The sequence below is a fragment of the Nocardioides sp. Soil805 genome (assembly GCF_001429625.1).
In the GTDB taxonomy this organism is placed as follows: domain Bacteria; phylum Actinomycetota; class Actinomycetes; order Propionibacteriales; family Nocardioidaceae; genus Nocardioides.
On sequence record NZ_LMSU01000001.1, the window covers coordinates 1,624,640 to 1,640,628 of the forward strand.

Below are 15,989 nucleotides of genomic sequence, written 5' to 3' on the forward strand. Positions count from 1 at the left end.
GGACACCCGGTCCGTCCGGGAACCCCCGAGAGTCCCCAGGAGGAAGACCGTGCCACGCACCGTTCTGGTCGTCGGAGTCACCGGCATCGCCGGCTACAACACCGCGCAGGCGATGTCAGCGGCCGGGTGGCGGGTCCTCGGCCTGTCGCGCTCGCACCGCTACGACATCCCCGGCGTCGAGCAGGTCCGGGGCGACGTCCTCGACCCGGAGTCGCTGGACCGGGCCCTCCAGGGCCGGGAGTTCAGCCACGTCGTCTTCACGACGTGGTCCCGGCAGGAGACGGAGGCCGAGAACCGCCGCGTCAACAGCGCGATGCTCGCCAACCTGCTCGCCGCCGCCGGACGCGCCTCGACGCTCGAGCACGTCGCCCTCGTCACCGGGCTCAAGCACTACCTCGGCCCCTTCGACGCCTACGGCGAAGCGCCCGCCGACACGCCGTTCCGCGAGAGCCAGGGGCGGCTGCCGGTCGAGAACTTCTACTACGACCAGGAGGACGTGCTCTTCGCCGAGGCGGAGCGCCAGGGCTTCTCGTGGTCGGTGCACCGTCCCCACACCCTGATCGGCTACGCGCTCGGCAACGTGATGAACATGGGCGTGACGCTGGCGGTGTACGGCGCCCTGTGCCGCGCCACCGGCGACCCCTTCGTGTTCCCCGGGAGCCCCGAGCAGCTCAACGGCATCACCGACCTGACCGACGCGCGCCTCCTCGGGCGCCACGTGCTCTGGTCCTCCACCGAGCCGAGGGCCCGCAACCAGGCCTTCAACACAGTCAACGGCGAGGTCTTCCGCTGGCGCCAGCTGTGGCCGCAGGTGGCCGAGGCACTGGGCGTCCCGGCCGGGGAGTACCCCGGGCACCCGACGCCTCTCGAGGGCCGGATGGACCATGCCGACGAGGTGTGGGCGGGCCTGGTCGAGGCGTACGACCTGGCGCCGTACAAGGCCTCCGAGCTGGCCTCGTGGTGGCACACGGACGCGGACCTCGGTCGCGAGATGGAGACCTTCGCCGACATGACCAAGAGCCGCTCCCTCGGGTTCCTCGACCACCAGAGCACCATCGAGTCCTTCACCGACCTCTTCGCCCAGCTGCGGGACGCCCGCATCATCCCGCCCCTCGACTGACGCGCGCGCCGGCTCCCGCTTCCTCCGATCGCGGGATGTGCCCGGTCCCGCGCGGCGGTAGCGTCGGCGCATGTCGTACCCCGATCCCGTGTACTCCGGCACGGGCGACGTGCTGGCGCGGTACCGCCCGGCGGACACCCCTCCCGAGCTCCCGCGCCCCGGCGGTGCGGCGAGCTACCTGGCCACCGGCGCCAGCACCGGCGGGCGCTTCGGGCTCTTCCGCTGGGACATGGGACCGGAGCCGGCAGGCCCGCAGGCGCACTACCACCGGACCATGACCGAGTCGTTCTTCGTGCTCTCCGGAACGGTGGGGCTGTACGACGGGAACGCGTGGCTGGACGGTCGGCCCGGCGATTTCCTGCACGTGCCCGAGGGCGGGGTGCACGGCTTCCGCAACGAGTCGGGCCAGCCGGCGTCGATGCTCATCCTCTTCACGCCCGGGGCTCCCCGCCAGGCCTACTTCGAGGGGCTGGTCGAGATCGCCGAGGGCCGCTGGAGGCCGAGCCACGACGAGCTCCAGGCCTTCCTCGAGGAGCACGACAACATCTACGTGTAGGCGAGCGGGCTCACGCCCTGGCCCGGCGGGCGGCCTCGAGGAGGGCCTCCCCCAGCGCCTGCGCCTCGTCGACCGTGAGCGACACCGTCTCGCCGAGGTCGCCGCGGTACATCTCGACGGTGGTCATGTGCGCCCCGGCATGGCGGAGCAGGTAAAAGTGCAGCTGCTCCCGCTCCCACTCGTCGGTGCCGACCTCGACGAGCGGGGCCCGCGTGAGCGGGACCTGGACCGTCTCGCCCCGGCAGACCTGGTCCTCGGGGAACGGAGCGTCCGGGTGCCCGTGGCCGTCGAGGCACCACGGGGCGCACTCGATGGCAGGCAGGGTGACGACGGACGGTTCGTGCTCGGTGGATGCTGCGCTCATGGTGCGAGTGCCCCTCCCAGTGGTGGCTGGCCTCTGGCCCGGTCGAGAAGTGAAACAGCCGCGCGCGCCCGATCGTTACGCCTCTCCACCCCTTCGGACGGGACGCGGGGTCCCGTGGTTCCCCTGGAGCGCCGCGCCCACGCCCGGCTCCGGCTCCGTCACGCCAGGTACTGCTCGTCGGCTCCGGGGGTTCTTGACCGTGGGACGGGGTGGGTCGATCTGCATGGTGCCTCCTCAGGCCTCGGGGATCTCGCGGCCGAAGGCGGCGCGCGTGACCTGCTCGGGCTCGGGTCCGCCCCTGACGCCCGTGTCGAGCGCGTCGATGGCTGCGAGCTCGGCGTCGGTGAGCTCGAAGTCGAAGACGGCGAAGTTCTCAGCGATGCGGCTCGGCGTGACCGACTTGGGGATGGCCTGGCGCCCCTGCTGGAGGTGCCAGCGCAGCATCACCTGGGCCGGCGTCCGGTCGTGCGCGGTCGCGATCTCACCGATCACGGCGTCCTCCAGGGTGCTGCCGTGCGAGCCGTCGCGGTAGAAGGTGATCCCGCCGATCGGCGACCACGCCTGCGACAGGATCCCGTGCTCGGCGTCGACCGCGAGCAGCTCGGACTGCCGGAAGTAGGGGTGCACCTCGATCTGGTTGACGGCCGGCACGACGCTCGTGGCGTCGAGCAGCCGGGTGAGGTGGTCGGGCATGAAGTTGCTGACGCCGATGGCGCGCACCCGTCCGTCCGCGAGGAGCTGCTCGAGTGCCCGGTACGCCGCGAGGGTGAGGTCGAACTCGCCGGGCAGCGCCTGGTGCAGGATCAGCAGGTCGAGCTGCTCGACGCCCAGCTTGCCGGCGCTCTTGTCGAAGGCGTGCAGCGTCTCGTCGTACCCGTAGTCGCTGATCCAGACCTTGGTCTCGACGAAGACCTCGGAGCGCTCGACGCCGGAGCGGCGCAGCGCCTCCCCGACCTCGCGCTCGTTGCCGTACGCCGCCGCGGTGTCGATGTGGCGGTAGCCGACCTCGAGCGCGGACGCGACGGCCGTGAGGGTCTCGTCGGGTGGGGTCTGGAAGACGCCGAACCCGAGGGCCGGCATCTCCACGCCGTTGTTGAGGGTGAAGGTGGGAGTGCTCATGCGTCCGACGCTAGGCGGGTCCGGGAGGCGGTTCCAGTGACTGTCGAGGCCGGTACTGGCAGGGCCTCCCACCCGGCTGGACGGCGTGCCTACCGTGGGCGCATGGGCACCACCGACCTCCGCACGCAGATCCGGGACTTCCTCAGCACCCGCCGCGCGCGGATCACCCCCGGGCAGGCCGGCCTCCCGGCGTACGGCGGCAACCGGCGCGTCGCGGGCCTGCGCCGCGAGGAGGTCGCGATGCTCGCCGGCGTCTCGGTCGAATACTACACCCGCATGGAGCGCGGGAACCTCGCCGGCGCCTCCGAGGGAGTCCTCGAAGCACTCGCCAAGGCGTTGCAGCTCGACGAGGCGGAGCGCGCGCACCTGCTGTCCCTCGCGAGGGAGAGCGGCCCCGGTACGACGCGCCGGCGCCGCCGGGCCGCACCCCTGTCCGTGCGACCGGCGATCCAGCAGGTGCTCGACGCGATGACCGACGCGCCGGCCTGGGTCCGCAACGGCCGCCACGACATCGTCGCCATGAACCAGCTGGCCAGGGCTCTCTACAGCCCGGTCCTGGCGCAGCCCGAGCGACCGGCCAACACCACCCGCTTCGTCTACCTCGAGCCGGAGGCGGCCGAGAGGTTCTTCGTCGACTACGACCGCATCGCCAACGACGCGGCCGCCATGCTCCGCCTCGAGGCCGGCAAGAACCCGGACGACCGGGCGCTGATCGAGCTGGTCGGCCAGCTCTCGACCCGCTCCGAGCTCTTCCGGCAGCGCTGGGCCTCCCACGACGTGCAGTTCCACCGCAGCGGCCAGAAGCGGCTGAACCATCCCGTCGTCGGCCGCCTCGACCTCGACTTCGAGTCGATGGAGCTGTCCTCGGCCCCCGGCCTGCAGCTCAACGTCTACACCGCCCCGGCCGGCAGCCCGACCGCCGACGCACTCCGGGTGCTCGCCTCCTGGGCGGCCTCGCAGGAGGAGCTGGCCACCGAGTCGGCCGCCTCCCCCACCACCTGAGCGTCTGCCCACCAGCCGACCGTCTGCCCCACCACGAAGGAGAACGCACATGCAGGGACGCACACTCGGGACCCAGGGCCTCCGGGTCTCCGACCTCGGCCTCGGCTGCATGGGGATGAGCCAGTCCTTCGGGCCGCGACCCCCGCGGGAGGAGATGATCACCTTCCTCCGTGCGGCGGTGGAGCGCGGCGTCACGCTGTTCGACACCGCCGAGGTCTACGGACCGTTCCACAACGAGGAGCTGGTCGGCGAGGCACTGCAGCCGGTCCGCGACGACGTCGTCATCGCCACCAAGTTCGGCTTCGCCCTCGACGAGGACGGCCGGCAGACCGGGGTCACCAGCCGCCCGGACCACATCCGCGCCGCGGTCGACGGCTCGCTCCGCCGCCTTCGCACCGACTCCATCGACCTGCTCTACCAGCACCGCGTCGACCCGCACGTGCCGATCGAGGACGTCGCCGGGACCGTCCGGGAGCTCATCGAGGCCGGCAAGGTGCGCCACTTCGGGCTGTCCGAGGCCGGGGTCGCCACGATCCGCCGAGCCCACGCGGTGCAGCCGGTCACCGCCCTCCAGAGCGAGTACTCACTCTTCTGGCGCGAGCCCGAGGACGAGATCCTGCCCGCCCTCGAGGAGCTCGGCATCGGCTTCGTCCCCTTCAGCCCGCTGGGGCGCGGGTTCCTGACCGGTCAGGTCACCGCCGAGAGCGAGTTCGGCGAGGGCGACATCCGGGCCAACCTCCCCCGCTTCGAGCGGGAGGCGCTCGCGGCCAACCTCGCCCTCGTCGACCTCGTCTCCGACGTCGCCCGGCGCAAGGGCGCCACCGTCGGCCAGGTGGCGCTGGCCTGGCTGCTCGCACAGCAGCCGTGGATCGTGCCGATCCCCGGGACCCGGCGGCTCGAGCGCCTCGACGAGAACCTGGGCTCGGCCGACCTCGACCTCACCGCCGAGGACCTCGCCGAGCTCGACCGCGCCTCGGCCGGCGTGCAGGTCCAGGGCGACCGCTACCCCGAGGCGATGCAGAAGATGATCGACCGCTGACTGCTCGTCCACGGCCCACTCCCGTCACCCAGGGCCGCGAAGATCCGGCCCTGCCCGCGCCGTCACCCGATCGCCCGGCGGGCGGTCGCAGCGCGCCAGGACGTGCTGGTCCGTGATCCCCACAGACCCCGGCATCTGCGACACGCGCCCGGTTTACCCCATTTGCACACTGCCCAGGCGCACCCACGTCGCCTATGGTCTCTTCTGGCTCGTCCCGGTGACCCCCCGTCCATGCCCGGGATCGGCCGCGACCGCGCCGGTGAGTGTCTTTCCCCCGAGGTACTGACCGGCGCGGTCCTCTTTGGATCGGGACGGTCCTGCGCCCGCCAGGCTGAGGCTCCCGTCCCGTGCCACGCAGAACGACCCCCCACCCGTTCGTGCGGGTGAGGGGCCGTTCTCTGGTGGAGCCGCCTGTCAGAATCGAACTGACGACCTAATCATTACGAGTGATTCGCTCTACCGACTGAGCTAAGGCGGCGCGCTGCCCGGCTGAGGTGGGACCGGCCGGGCAACTGGAAGAGGATAACGCCCGACCGCGCGGCGGTCGAAATCAGGTCGCCTCAGCAGTCGGTGGGGTCGGCCGGCACGGTGCCGTCGATCAGGTAGTCCTCGATCGCGGTGTCGACGCACTCGTTGCCCGAGTTGTACGCCGTGTGGCCGTCGCCGTCGCGCCGGAGCAGGACGCCGGAGTCCAGCTGGGCGGCCAGTGCCTCGGCCCACTTCAGGGGCGTCGCCGGGTCACGCGTCGTACCGGTGACCAGGATCGGGGCGGCCCCCTCGCCACGGATGTCGAGCGGCTCCTCCGTCGAGCGGAGCGGGAAGCCGCGGCAGGTGGTCAGCGACCAGGCGAAGATCCGGCCGAAGGTCGGCGACGCCTCCTCGTAGGCCGGGTAGGAGTCGCGCACCGCGTCGAACGGCACCGACGACGGGTCGTCGAGGCAGTTGATGGTCACGTTGGCCTCGGTGCTGTTGTCGGTGTAGCCGTCCTGGCCCCGCGAGGAGTAGAGGTCGGCCAGCTCCAGCAGCGCCTGGCCGTCCCCGTCGAGGGCCCTGCCCAGGGCCGCGCTCAGGACGAACCAGTAGTCGCGGTTGTAGAGCGGCGCCACGATCCCGTAGAACGCGTTGCCGATGGCCAGGTCGCGATCACCGCCGGTGGGCAGCGGCGACTCCTCGATGTCGGCCAGCAGCCCGTCGATCGTCGCCAGCCCCTCCTCGACGGTGTCGCCGAGGAAGCAGGACTCGGTGGTGTCGATGCAGTTCTGCACGTAGGCCCGCAGCGCGGTCTCGAACCCGGCGGCCTGCTCGAGCCCGAGCTGGCGGTTGTCCAGGGAGACGTCGACGGCGCCGTCGAGCACCAGGCGGCCCACCCGCTCGGGGAAGAGCTCGGCGTACGTCGCGCCCAGCTTGGTGCCGTACGACGCGCCCAGGTAGGTCAGCGTCGACTCCCCCAGCGCCGCGCGCAGCACGTCCATGTCGCGGGCGGCCTCGATCGTCGACACGTGTGCGGCGACCTCGCCCGCGGCGGCGCAGCCGGCACCGAACGCGGTGACGTCGGCGGCGTACTGCTCCTCCTCGGCCGCATCGTCGGGGTCGGGGTCGCCGGCGAGGTAGGCGTCGAGGTCGTCGTCGCTGATGCAGTCGACCGGGCTGGACTCGCCGGTGCCCCGCGGGTCGAAGCCGACCACGTCGAAGGCCCGCAGCAGCGGCTCGCGCAGGACCTGGCCCGCCGCCGCGGCGTAGTCGGTGCCGGGCGCGCCCGGACCGCCCGGGTTGACCACCAGCGAGCCCTGCGCCCGGCCGGCGGCGGGGACCCGCAGGAGGGCGAGGTCGAGGGTGTCGCCCGCCGGCTCGCTGTAGTCGACCGGGACGGTCAGCGTCGCGCACTCACGGTCTCCCTCGCAGGCGCTCCAGCCGATCTCCTGGCCGTAGAACGGCTGCAGCGCCGCCGACGGGGCCTCGCGGGCGTCGGCGTCGTCGCGGGCGGACGGTGCCTGCTCGGAGGAGCGGCTCGGGCCGGAGGAGGTCGAGTCCGAGAACGCGCTCCAGATGACGACGGCTCCCGTGCCCACGGCGAGCAGCACCATCGCCACCACCAGCACCACCGCGACGACCTTCTTCATCGACCCGCCCCCGTCGGCAGCCTGAGCGCCACCATCATCGACTCGAGTGCCAGCTGCGGCGGCACGTTGAACTCCAGCATCTGCTCACGCGCGGTGAAGATCGCGTCGATCATCACGAGCAGCTGCTCGGGGGTCGCCACGCGCGCCAGCTGGGCGACGTCGGCCCGGATCTCCTCGTTGACCAGGTCGCCGGGCGCCCCCACCGACACCGCGATCGCGTCGCGGTAGACGGACACGAGGTCCATGAGCGCCCGGTCGACGACGTCGAGGACCCGCCGCTTGGCGCGGGTCTTCTGGCCCTTCTCGAGGGCGTTGAGCGCCGGGGCGTACTCGCGCGGACGCCGCCCGCGGGCCTCCACGCCGTACGCCGTGTCGAGGTCGGCCTTCTCGCGCGCGTCGAGGTCGGAGGTCTGCACCTCGGCCTCGACCTTGCTGACCTCGTGGACGTTGGTGGCCGCCGTCATGCAGGCACCGAGGGTGGTGAGCCGGGCCGGGAGCGAGACGACCTCGCGGCGACGCCGACGCGTCTCCTCGTCCCGGGCCAGGGCCCGGGCGCGGCCGATGTGCCCCTGGCTGGCGCGGGCGGCATGGGCGGCCAGCTCCTCGCCCACCCCGACCGAGCGCACCAGGAAGGCGGCCACGTCGACCGCGGTCGGCGTGGTCAGCGAGACCAGCCGGCACCGGGAGCGGATCGTCGGCAGCACGTCCTCGGTCGTCGGCGCGCACAGCAGCCACACGGTGCGTGCCGTCGGCTCCTCGATCGCCTTGAGCAGGGCGTTGCAGGCCTGGTCGGTGAGGCGGTCGGAGTCCTCGACGATCATCACCTGCCAGCGGTCGCCGGCCGGGGCGAGGGCGCTGCTGCGCACGAGGTCGCGCACCTCGTCGACCCCGATCGAGAGCTTCTCGGTGCGGACCACCTTGACGTCGCCGTGGCTGCCGGCCAGGACCGTGCGGCACGACTTGCAGGTGCCGCAGCCCGTGCCGGTCTCGCACTGGAGCGCGGCCGCGAACGCGACCGCGGCGTTGGAGCGGCCCGACCCGGGCGGTCCGGTGAAGAGCCACGCGTGGGTCATGCCGTCGCCGCCCGCGGCCCGGCTCAGCGCCTCGATGACCGGGCGCTGTCCGACGAGGTCGTCCCACACGCTCACGGGAGCAGCACCTCGATGCGCGCGCGAATGGCGTCCGCGATCTCCTCGATCGGGGCCCGGGCGTCGAGCACGAGGTAGTGCTCGGGATCGGCGGCCGCGAGGTCGAGGAAGCCCTGCCGCACCCGCTGGTGGAACTCCACCGACTCGCCCTCGATGCGGTCGCGCTCGGTGAAGCGACCCAGGCCGGCCTCCGGCTCCAGGTCGAGCACTACCGTCAAGTGCGGCCTCAGCTCTCCCGTCGCCCAGCGGTTGACCCGCTCCACGTCGGCGACCAGCAGGTCACGGCCGGCACCCTGGTAGGCCAGCGAGGAGTCGACGTACCGGTCGGTGATGACGACCTCGCCGCGTGCCAGCGCCGGGAGCACGACGGTGTCGACGTGCTCGGCCTTGTCGGCGGCGTACAGCAGTGCCTCGGTGCGGTGCGAGAGCTCTCCCGTCTCGGGGCTGAGCACGATCTGCCGCAGGGCCTTGCCCACCTGGGTGTCGCCCGGCTCGAAGGTGAGCAGCACGGTGTGGCCGCGCTCCTCCAGCCACGTGCTCAGCAGCCGCGACTGGGTCGACTTGCCCGCGCCCTCGCCGCCCTCGAAGCAGACGAAGACGCCGGTGTCGGCATAGACCCTCTCGCTCACGCGCACACCCTACGGGCGGGCACCGACTCCGCCCCCGTCCCGATGCCTCGACCTCGTGCGCGCGGGCGGTCGCTGCCCTACGCTGCGAGCCACGGGTGAGCGCGGGTGGGCGCGAGGGGGACGCATGAGCATCGACACCGGTACGCCGAGCGCACCGGCGCGGGCCGTGCCGGCCCCCGACGGCTGGACCCGTCGCGACCGGGTGGCTGGCTGGCTCCTGACCGCCGCCTGGGTCGCCCTGCTCCTCTCTGCCCTCGTCACCGGCCAGCGCGCGTCGACCTTCGCCGACCTCGAGGGTCAGGTGGCCGCCGGGCAGGTCGGCGAGGTGGAGGTCGTCGGCGAGCAGCTGCCGGACGACGCGATCGGCTACGGAGGCGTCCAGGTCCGGTGGCGCGAGGGCTGGATCCTGCACGCCGCGTGGGTGACGGAGGCCAGCAGCGAGCGCCAGACCGTCAAGGCGCGCCGGTCCAACGGCGACCCGGTCATCGTCGGCAGCGTCGAGGACCGCCTCCTCGGGCTCGACCCCGACGTGGCCTTCACCCGCGGTGACTACCACTCGCCGTCGTTCACGTTGGCGGGCCTGGAAGCACCCGGGTGGGTCGGCTCCGGCTACCTGGTCCTGCTCGTCGGCACCTTCGCGCTCATCGGCGGACCCCGCCCGTGGCGAGCCACCCGGTGGGCGTGGGCCTGGCTGGTGCTGCTGGTCCCGCCGTACGGCGTCGCGGCCTACCTGCTGCTCGGCGGCCCGACCGGGCTGCTCCCGCCGCGCGACCCCCGGCGGACCTGGCTGACCGGCGGCTGGGCGTTCCTGCTCGCCCTGATCCTCGGCGGGGGCTCCGCCGCCTCTTGAGACGGAGACACGCGGACACAACTCCCGTGGGCCGGCCGCGCTGAGCGTGGGCCGGCCGCGATCGGGCGCGTTGTGTCCGCGTGTCTGCGCGGGACGCGGCCTCAGGACTTCTTGGCCGCGGCCTTCGTCGTCTTCTTGGCCGTGGTCTTCTTGGCCGTGGTCTTCTTCGCCGTGGTCTTCTTCGCCGTGGTCTTCTTGGCGGGGGTCTTCTTCGCGCCCTTCTTGGCCGTCTTCTTGGCCGGACCCTTGTCGCGGCGCTCCTGCAGCAGCTCGGCCGCCCGCTCGAGGGTCAGCGACTCGACGGTGTCGTCCTTGCGCAGGGTGGCGTTGTACTCGCCGTCGGTGACGTACTCACCGAAGCGGCCGGCCTTGACGACCACCGGCTGCCCGGAGACCGGGTCGTTGCCGAGCTCCTTGAGCGGCGCGGTGGCCGCGCCGCGACCGCGCTGCTTGGGCTGGGCGTAGATCGCCAGCGCCTGGTCGAGGGTGATGTCGAAGATCTGGTCCTCGCTGGTCAGCGACCGGGAGTCGGTGCCGCGCTTGAGGTAGGGCCCGTAGCGGCCGTTCTGCGCGGTGATCTCCTCGCCGTCCTCGCCGGCGCCGACCACGCGCGGCAGCGACAGCAGCTTGACGGCCTCCTCCAGCGACACGGTGTCGAGGGTCATCGACTTGAAGAGCGAGCCGGTGCGCGGCTTGGCCGACTTGGGGGCGTCCTCGGGCAGCTGCTCGGTGACGTAGGGCCCGAAGCGGCCGTTCTTGGCGACCACGACCAGGCCGGTCTCGGGGTGCTCGCCGAGCACCTGCTCCTCGCCGGCCGGGTTGGCCAGCAGCTCCTTGGCCTTGGCCACGGTGAGCTCGTCGGGCGGCAGGTCGTCGGGCACGTTGGCGCGCACGGTCGCGCCGTCCCCGCCCTCCTCCGGACCGGGAGCCTCGACGTACGGGCCGTAGCGCCCGACCCGCAGCACGATGCCGGAGTCCTCGCCGATCGGGAAGGTCGCGAGCTCCTTGGCGTCGATGTCGCCGAGCTCGTTGACCAGCGTCTTGAGGCCCTCGACGTCGCCGGAGCCGTAGTAGAACTCGCCGAGCTCGGTCTTGCGGTCGCGCCGGCCGCCGGCGATGTCGTCGAGCACGTCCTCCATGAGCGCGGTGAACTCGTAGGAGATCTGCCGCGGGAAGTGCTCCTCCAGCAGCCGCACCACCGAGAACGCGAGCCAGGCCGGCACCAGGGCCGAGCCCTTCTTGTAGACGTAGCCGCGGTTGACGATGGTGCCCATGATCGAGGCGTACGTCGAGGGGCGGCCGATCTCGCGCTCCTCGAGCTCCTTGATCAGGGTGGGCTCGGTGTAGCGGGCCGGGGGCTTGGTCTCGTGGCCCGCGGCGGTGACCGAGGCGGCCGAGATGGCCTCGCCCTGCTCCAGGTTGGGCAGGCGGGTCTCCTGGTCGTCGCGCGCCGACGCGGCGTCGTCGGTGCCCTCGACGTACGCCTTGAGGAAGCCGTGGAACGTGATGACGCGACCGCTGGCGCCGAAGACGACGTCCTCGCCGGTCGCCGCCGTGCCGCCGATGCGGATCGAGACGGTGTGGCCGGTGGCGTCCTTCATCTGGGAGGCGACGGTGCGCATCCAGATCAGCTCGTAGAGCCGGAACTGGTCGCCGGTCAGGCCGGTCTGGGCCGGGGTGCGGAACGAGTCGCCGGCGGGCCGGATCGCCTCGTGCGCCTCCTGGGCATTCTTGACCTTGGACGCGTACGTGCGGGGGCTGTCGGGGACGTACTCCGCGCCGTACAGCTCGCGGACCTGGTCGCGCGCGGCGCCGACCGCGGCACTGGACAGCGTCGTGGAGTCGGTACGCATGTAGGTGATGTAGCCGCCCTCGTAGAGCCGCTGCGCGACCGACATGGTCACGCTCGAGCTCATGCCGAGCTTGCGGCCTGCCTCCTGCTGGAGGGTGGTGGTGCGGAACGGGGCGTACGGGGAGCGGCGGTAGGGCTTGGACTCGACGGAGCGGACCTCGTACGTCGTGTCCTCCAGCGCCGCGGCCAGCGCCTCGGCGCGGGTGCGGTCGAGGTGCACGATGTCGGACTTCTTGAGCTGCCCGTCCGGGCCGAAGTCGGAGCCGCGGGCCACCCGGGCGCCGTCGACGGAGTGCAGCTTGGCCGGGAACATCCGCTGCTCGTGGGAGCTGCCGGCGTCGAAGGTGCCCTCGAGGTCCCAGTAGGACGCGACCCGGAAGCGCATCCGCTCCCGCTCGCGGTCGACCACCAGGCGGGTCGCCACGGACTGGACGCGGCCGGCGGAGAGGCCGGACATGACCTTCTTCCACAGCACCGGGCTGACCTCGTAGCCGTAGAGGCGGTCGAGGATGCGGCGGGTCTCCTGCGCCTCGACGAGGTGCATGTCGAGCTCGCGCGGGCTCTCGGCGGCGGCCAGGATCGCCGGCTTGGTGATCTCGTGGAAGACCATCCGCTTGACCGGGATGCCCTTCGGGTCGAGCTCGTCGAGCAGGTGCCAGGCGATGGCCTCGCCCTCGCGGTCCTCATCGGTGGCGAGGTAGAGCTCGTCGGCGTCCTTGAGGAGCTTCTTGAGCTTGGAGATGTGGCTCTTCTTGTCGCGCGGCACCACGTAGTAGGGCTCGAAGTCGTGGTCGACGTCCACGGCGAGCCGGCCCCACGGCTTGTCCTTGATCTTGGCCGGGGTGTCCGCCGCGTTGTTGGGCAGGTCCCGGATGTGACCGATGGACGACTCGACGACATACCCGCTGCCGAGGTAGCCGCCGATCATCTGCGCCTTCTTGGGCGACTCGACGATGACGAGCTTGTGTGCCACGTGATTCCTGCTTCCTGATTCGGTGATGCGCCGCAACCGTAGCGCTCGCTGGCCACAACACCAGCCGGGACGACCACCGGTGGTCGTTGTGGCGCATACCCAATCTCCGCCAATTGCGTGTCGCCGGGCGCCACGACGGGCCCCCGCGGGCCCTACGTTGCGATCCACCACCGGTCTCGGGACCACTCACCCAGGAGCTGCCATGTCCTCCACCCGCCCGGTCGGCCGGATCCTCGTCCTCCTCCTCGTCGCCCTCGGGCTGTCGGTGGTCTCCACCGCCCCGGCGACCAGCGCCGACCGCGACGGCCCCGGGGCCAAGCGCGAGGCAGCCCTGCTCTCGGCCACCATCACCGGGACGGTCGTCAAGCCGTCCGGCGGGCAGTCGATCGACGGTGAGGTCGACCTCTACCGGTGGGATCCCGTCGCCGGGTTCTTCGACTTCGCCGACTTCGTCGACGTCACGGACGCCGCGCCCACCTACTCCTTCAGCGCCGAGCCGGGCGACTACTACCTCGCCTACAGCGACCTCGGTGGCAACTACGGCTACACGATCTCGGAGGGCGCGCTCAACCCGCCGGACGTGCCGGGCGATCCCGGTGCCTTCGCCGTCGCGGACGGCGCCAGCGCCACGGTCGACCTCAACCCCGTCGCCGACCCCGGCGCCAACCCGTTGCTGGCCACCGGATCCGTCCTCTCCTCGACGGGCGGACCGCTGGCCAACGCCTCGGTGACGGCCTGGGTGTGGGACGCCGGCTCGACGAGCTGGCTGCAGGACGAGACCGCCACGACCGGCACCGACGGTCTCTACACGGTGGGCGTGCCCGCCAACAGCACCCTGACGTTCCGCTTCACCGCCGGTCGGCACGCTTCGCAGTTCTACGGCGGTGGCGACGCCCTGCCCGACAGCCCGACGGCGAGCAACAGCGTCACCACCACCACCACCGACGTCGCCCTGGGCGCCGTCACGCTGACCCGCCTGCCGTCGGCGCTCGGCACGGTCGCCGGACAGGTGCTGCCGTACTGCACGGACAACTCGCTGACCCCCAACGACGACGGGACGTCGGCCGCCATTCCCGCGCCCTTCCCCGTGCGCTTCTTCGGCAACCCCCAGTCGACGATGTTCGTCAACAACAACGGCAACCTGACCTTCGGGTCCGGGCTGTCGCAGTTCACCCCGTCGAGCCTGACCGGCGCCACCGACCAGCCGATCATCGCGCCCTTCTTCGCCGACTTCGACACCTCGGGTCCCGACTCCGGGGTGACGACCTACGGCACGTCCCCGGACGGGAAGACCTTCTGCGCCCAGTGGGCCGACCTGGGCTACTTCAGCGAGCACACCGACAAGCTGAACACCGTGCAGATGCTGCTCCGCTCGACCGAGGACCAGCCGGGCCGCTCGGCCGGTGACTTCGACATCACCTTCAACTACGACCGGATCCAGTGGGAGACCGGCGACGCCAGCGACGGCGTCGGCGGGCTGGGCGGCACCTCGGCCGCGGCCGGCTTCTCGGCCGGCTCCGGCGTGGCCGGGACCTTCGTCCAGCTCGCGGGCTCGTTCGTCAACGGAGCGCTCCTCGACGGCGGCCCGAACGCCCTGATCTCCGGCTCGCAGGGGTCGAGCCAGGCCGGACGCTACGTCTTCGAGGTCCGCAACGAGGGCCTGACCACCTCCTACGGCTCGATGAGCGGCACCGTCGTGGACGCGGCCGGCGACCCGGTGGTCGACGCCTTCGTCCAGACGTGCCTGAGCGACGGCTCCAGCTGCAGCTACACGAGCACCAACGCGTCGGGCGCCTGGTCCTTCGCAGCGGTCTCGGCCGGCCAGCAGGCGATCACCGTCTGGCCCCCCTCCGACGACCTGTTCGCCGGAGGTGCCGCAGCCACGGTCGTCGCAGGGCAGGCGACCGTCGTACCTCCCATCGTGCTGACCGCGCCCATCCCGATGCCGGCCAACGTGACGCTCGGGGGTCAGGCGGGAGGCAGCGTCCCCAGCGTCTACTACGGAGAGCCCCTCGACCTCGTCGTGCCCGGCTGCGCGGGCGTCGTCAGCCCGACGTACACCGTCACGATCAACGGGATCGTGGTGCGCAACCGGGTGCCGATGACCGAGTCGCCGAGCGGGGTCTACTCCGCGACGATCCCGGCGTTCTACCCCGACCACGGCGACGCCCTGATCAGCACCAACATCCCGGCGACCTGTGGCGCGGCTCCCGTCGCGTTCAACATCTACATCGACCCCAGCGGCACCGTCACCGACCAGTGGGGTCGCCCGATCGCGGGAGCCACCGTGACGCTGCTGCGGTCCGAGACGTCGGACGGCCCGTACGTCGCAGTCCCCGACGGCAGCGACATCATGTCGCCGTCCAACCGCAACAACCCCGACACCACTGACGGTCGCGGGTTCTTCCGCTGGGACGTCTCGCCCGGCTGGTACCAGGTGGAGGTGGATGCCGCCGGGTGCGGCTCGGTGACGACCGCGGGCATGCAGGTGCCGCCCGAGCGCATCGACCTCGTGATCCGGACGACCTGCGCAGGGCTGACGGCACCGACCGCGTCGGCGGCGCCGACGGTGACCGGCAACCCCCAGGTGGGCGGGACGCTGCAGGCCAACGCGGCCCGCTGGCCCAACCCGCTGGAGGCTGCCGGGCTGGAGCTCCTGCGCAACGGGGTCCCGCTGCCGGGCACCTCGCACACGGTCACGGCCGGGGACGTCGGAGCGGTCTTCACCGCCCGCTCCACCGGGCGGCGTCCGGACTACGTGGACGCCAGCCAGGAGCTGACCGTCACCTTCCTGCCGGTGACCGTCACCTCGGCCGGCGTGACGGGAACGGCAGCCCCGGCCCCGCCGGCGACGACCCCACCCCCGGCGCCGGCACCGGCCCCGGCCCCTGCACCGACGCCCGCGCCCGCGCCCGCGCCCGCGGTCAAGAAGACCTCGACCACGTCCGTCAAGCTGTCGGCGACCCGGATCAGGGCCGGCGGCTCGGTCAAGGTCACCGTGAAGGTCAAGGTCGCGGCGGGCGGGTCCAAGGCCGGTCGCGTGAAGATCTACGACGGCAAGAAGCTCGTCAAGAAGGTGAAGGTGGGCAGCAGCGGCAAGATCACGGTCAAGCTGAAGAAGGTCAAGGCCGGCAAGCACAAGATCAAGGCGGTCTTCGCCGGCAACGCCACGACCTCGCCGTCCACCTCGAAGGTGGTGAAGCTCAAGGCGACCTGA

Annotated in this window: 12 protein-coding genes and 1 tRNA gene; 6 read left to right on the forward strand and 7 right to left on the reverse strand. The window is 72.0% G+C overall.

Going from position 1 to position 15,989, the window contains the following annotated elements; translation table 11 throughout:
• Nucleotides 1-49: 49 nt before the first annotated feature.
• Entirely contained in the window at nucleotides 50-1,120 is a 1,071-nt protein-coding gene (locus ASG94_RS08005; RefSeq protein ID WP_056925754.1) for an SDR family oxidoreductase, read from the forward strand.
• 70 nt (nucleotides 1,121-1,190) lie between these two features.
• Nucleotides 1,191-1,676, forward strand: coding sequence for a cupin domain-containing protein (locus ASG94_RS08010; protein WP_056925755.1), 486 nt, complete (start codon nucleotides 1,191-1,193; stop codon nucleotides 1,674-1,676).
• Between the two features lie 10 nt (nucleotides 1,677-1,686).
• Here the strand turns inward: ASG94_RS08010 and ASG94_RS08015 are convergent, their stop codons facing one another.
• Complete coding sequence (locus ASG94_RS08015) at nucleotides 1,687-2,040, reverse strand: DUF6907 domain-containing protein (RefSeq protein WP_056925756.1); 354 nt, start codon at nucleotides 2,038-2,040, stop codon at nucleotides 1,687-1,689.
• A 234-nt stretch (nucleotides 2,041-2,274) separates the two neighbouring features.
• Entirely contained in the window at nucleotides 2,275-3,159 is an 885-nt protein-coding gene (locus ASG94_RS08020; protein ID WP_056925757.1) for an aldo/keto reductase, read from the reverse strand.
• Between the two features lie 102 nt (nucleotides 3,160-3,261).
• Between ASG94_RS08020 and ASG94_RS08025 the strand changes: the two genes are divergently transcribed.
• Together ASG94_RS08025 and ASG94_RS08030 are read left to right on the forward strand one after the other, a co-directional pair.
• Nucleotides 3,262-4,161 carry a helix-turn-helix transcriptional regulator gene (locus ASG94_RS08025; RefSeq protein ID WP_056925758.1) on the forward strand — a complete coding sequence of 300 codons (900 nt, stop codon included), beginning with the start codon at nucleotides 3,262-3,264 and terminating at the stop codon, nucleotides 4,159-4,161.
• Nucleotides 4,162-4,210: 49 nt separating this feature from the next.
• Nucleotides 4,211-5,200 carry an aldo/keto reductase gene (locus tag ASG94_RS08030; RefSeq protein ID WP_056925759.1) on the forward strand — a complete coding sequence of 330 codons (990 nt, stop codon included), beginning with the start codon at nucleotides 4,211-4,213 and terminating at the stop codon, nucleotides 5,198-5,200.
• Nucleotides 5,201-5,602: 402 nt separating this feature from the next.
• On the opposite strand, the gene ASG94_RS08035 is transcribed toward ASG94_RS08030, so the two are convergent.
• The 4 genes from ASG94_RS08035 to tmk form a co-directional block, all read right to left on the reverse strand.
• A tRNA-Thr gene (locus tag ASG94_RS08035) sits at nucleotides 5,603-5,678 on the reverse strand.
• An 82-nt stretch (nucleotides 5,679-5,760) separates the two neighbouring features.
• Entirely contained in the window at nucleotides 5,761-7,320 is a 1,560-nt protein-coding gene (locus ASG94_RS08040) for an alpha/beta hydrolase (RefSeq protein ID WP_056925760.1), read from the reverse strand.
• Nucleotides 7,317-8,468, reverse strand: coding sequence for a DNA polymerase III subunit delta' (locus ASG94_RS08045; protein ID WP_056925761.1), 1,152 nt, complete (start codon nucleotides 8,466-8,468; stop codon nucleotides 7,317-7,319). Before ASG94_RS08045 ends, ASG94_RS08040 begins: the two co-directional genes overlap by 4 nt.
• Entirely contained in the window at nucleotides 8,465-9,097 is a 633-nt protein-coding gene (tmk, locus tag ASG94_RS08050) for a dTMP kinase (RefSeq protein ID WP_056926377.1), read from the reverse strand. The genes ASG94_RS08045 and tmk overlap by 4 nt, the downstream gene beginning before the upstream one ends.
• Before the next feature lie 124 nt (nucleotides 9,098-9,221).
• Between tmk and ASG94_RS08055 the strand changes: the two genes are divergently transcribed.
• Nucleotides 9,222-9,947: a hypothetical protein gene (locus ASG94_RS08055; RefSeq protein WP_056925762.1), complete on the forward strand. Its 726-nt coding sequence runs from the start codon at nucleotides 9,222-9,224 to the stop codon at nucleotides 9,945-9,947.
• 101 nt (nucleotides 9,948-10,048) lie between these two features.
• On the opposite strand, the gene topA is transcribed toward ASG94_RS08055, so the two are convergent.
• On the reverse strand, nucleotides 10,049-12,772 hold the full coding sequence (gene topA / locus ASG94_RS08060) for a type I DNA topoisomerase (protein ID WP_056925763.1): 2,724 nt from the start codon (nucleotides 12,770-12,772) through the stop codon (nucleotides 10,049-10,051).
• 202 nt (nucleotides 12,773-12,974) lie between these two features.
• Here topA and ASG94_RS08065 point away from each other — a divergent pair, with 202 nt between their 5' ends.
• A complete protein-coding gene (locus ASG94_RS08065; protein ID WP_056925764.1) occupies nucleotides 12,975-15,989 on the forward strand; it encodes a nidogen-like domain-containing protein in 3,015 nt (1,004 codons plus the stop codon).

Coding starts and splice junctions, on each gene's coding strand:
- ASG94_RS08010 (WP_056925755.1), top strand. CDS start 1,191: ATGTCGTACCCCGATCCCGTGTACTCCGGCACGGGCGACGTGCTGGCG.
- ASG94_RS08015 (WP_056925756.1), bottom strand. CDS start 2,040: ATGAGCGCAGCATCCACCGAGCACGAACCGTCCGTCGTCACCCTGCCT.
- ASG94_RS08020 (WP_056925757.1), bottom strand. CDS start 3,159: ATGAGCACTCCCACCTTCACCCTCAACAACGGCGTGGAGATGCCGGCC.
- ASG94_RS08025 (WP_056925758.1), top strand. CDS start 3,262: ATGGGCACCACCGACCTCCGCACGCAGATCCGGGACTTCCTCAGCACC.
- ASG94_RS08030 (WP_056925759.1), top strand. CDS start 4,211: ATGCAGGGACGCACACTCGGGACCCAGGGCCTCCGGGTCTCCGACCTC.
- ASG94_RS08040 (WP_056925760.1), bottom strand. CDS start 7,320: ATGAAGAAGGTCGTCGCGGTGGTGCTGGTGGTGGCGATGGTGCTGCTC.
- ASG94_RS08055 (WP_056925762.1), top strand. CDS start 9,222: ATGAGCATCGACACCGGTACGCCGAGCGCACCGGCGCGGGCCGTGCCG.
- ASG94_RS08065 (WP_056925764.1), top strand. CDS start 12,975: ATGTCCTCCACCCGCCCGGTCGGCCGGATCCTCGTCCTCCTCCTCGTC.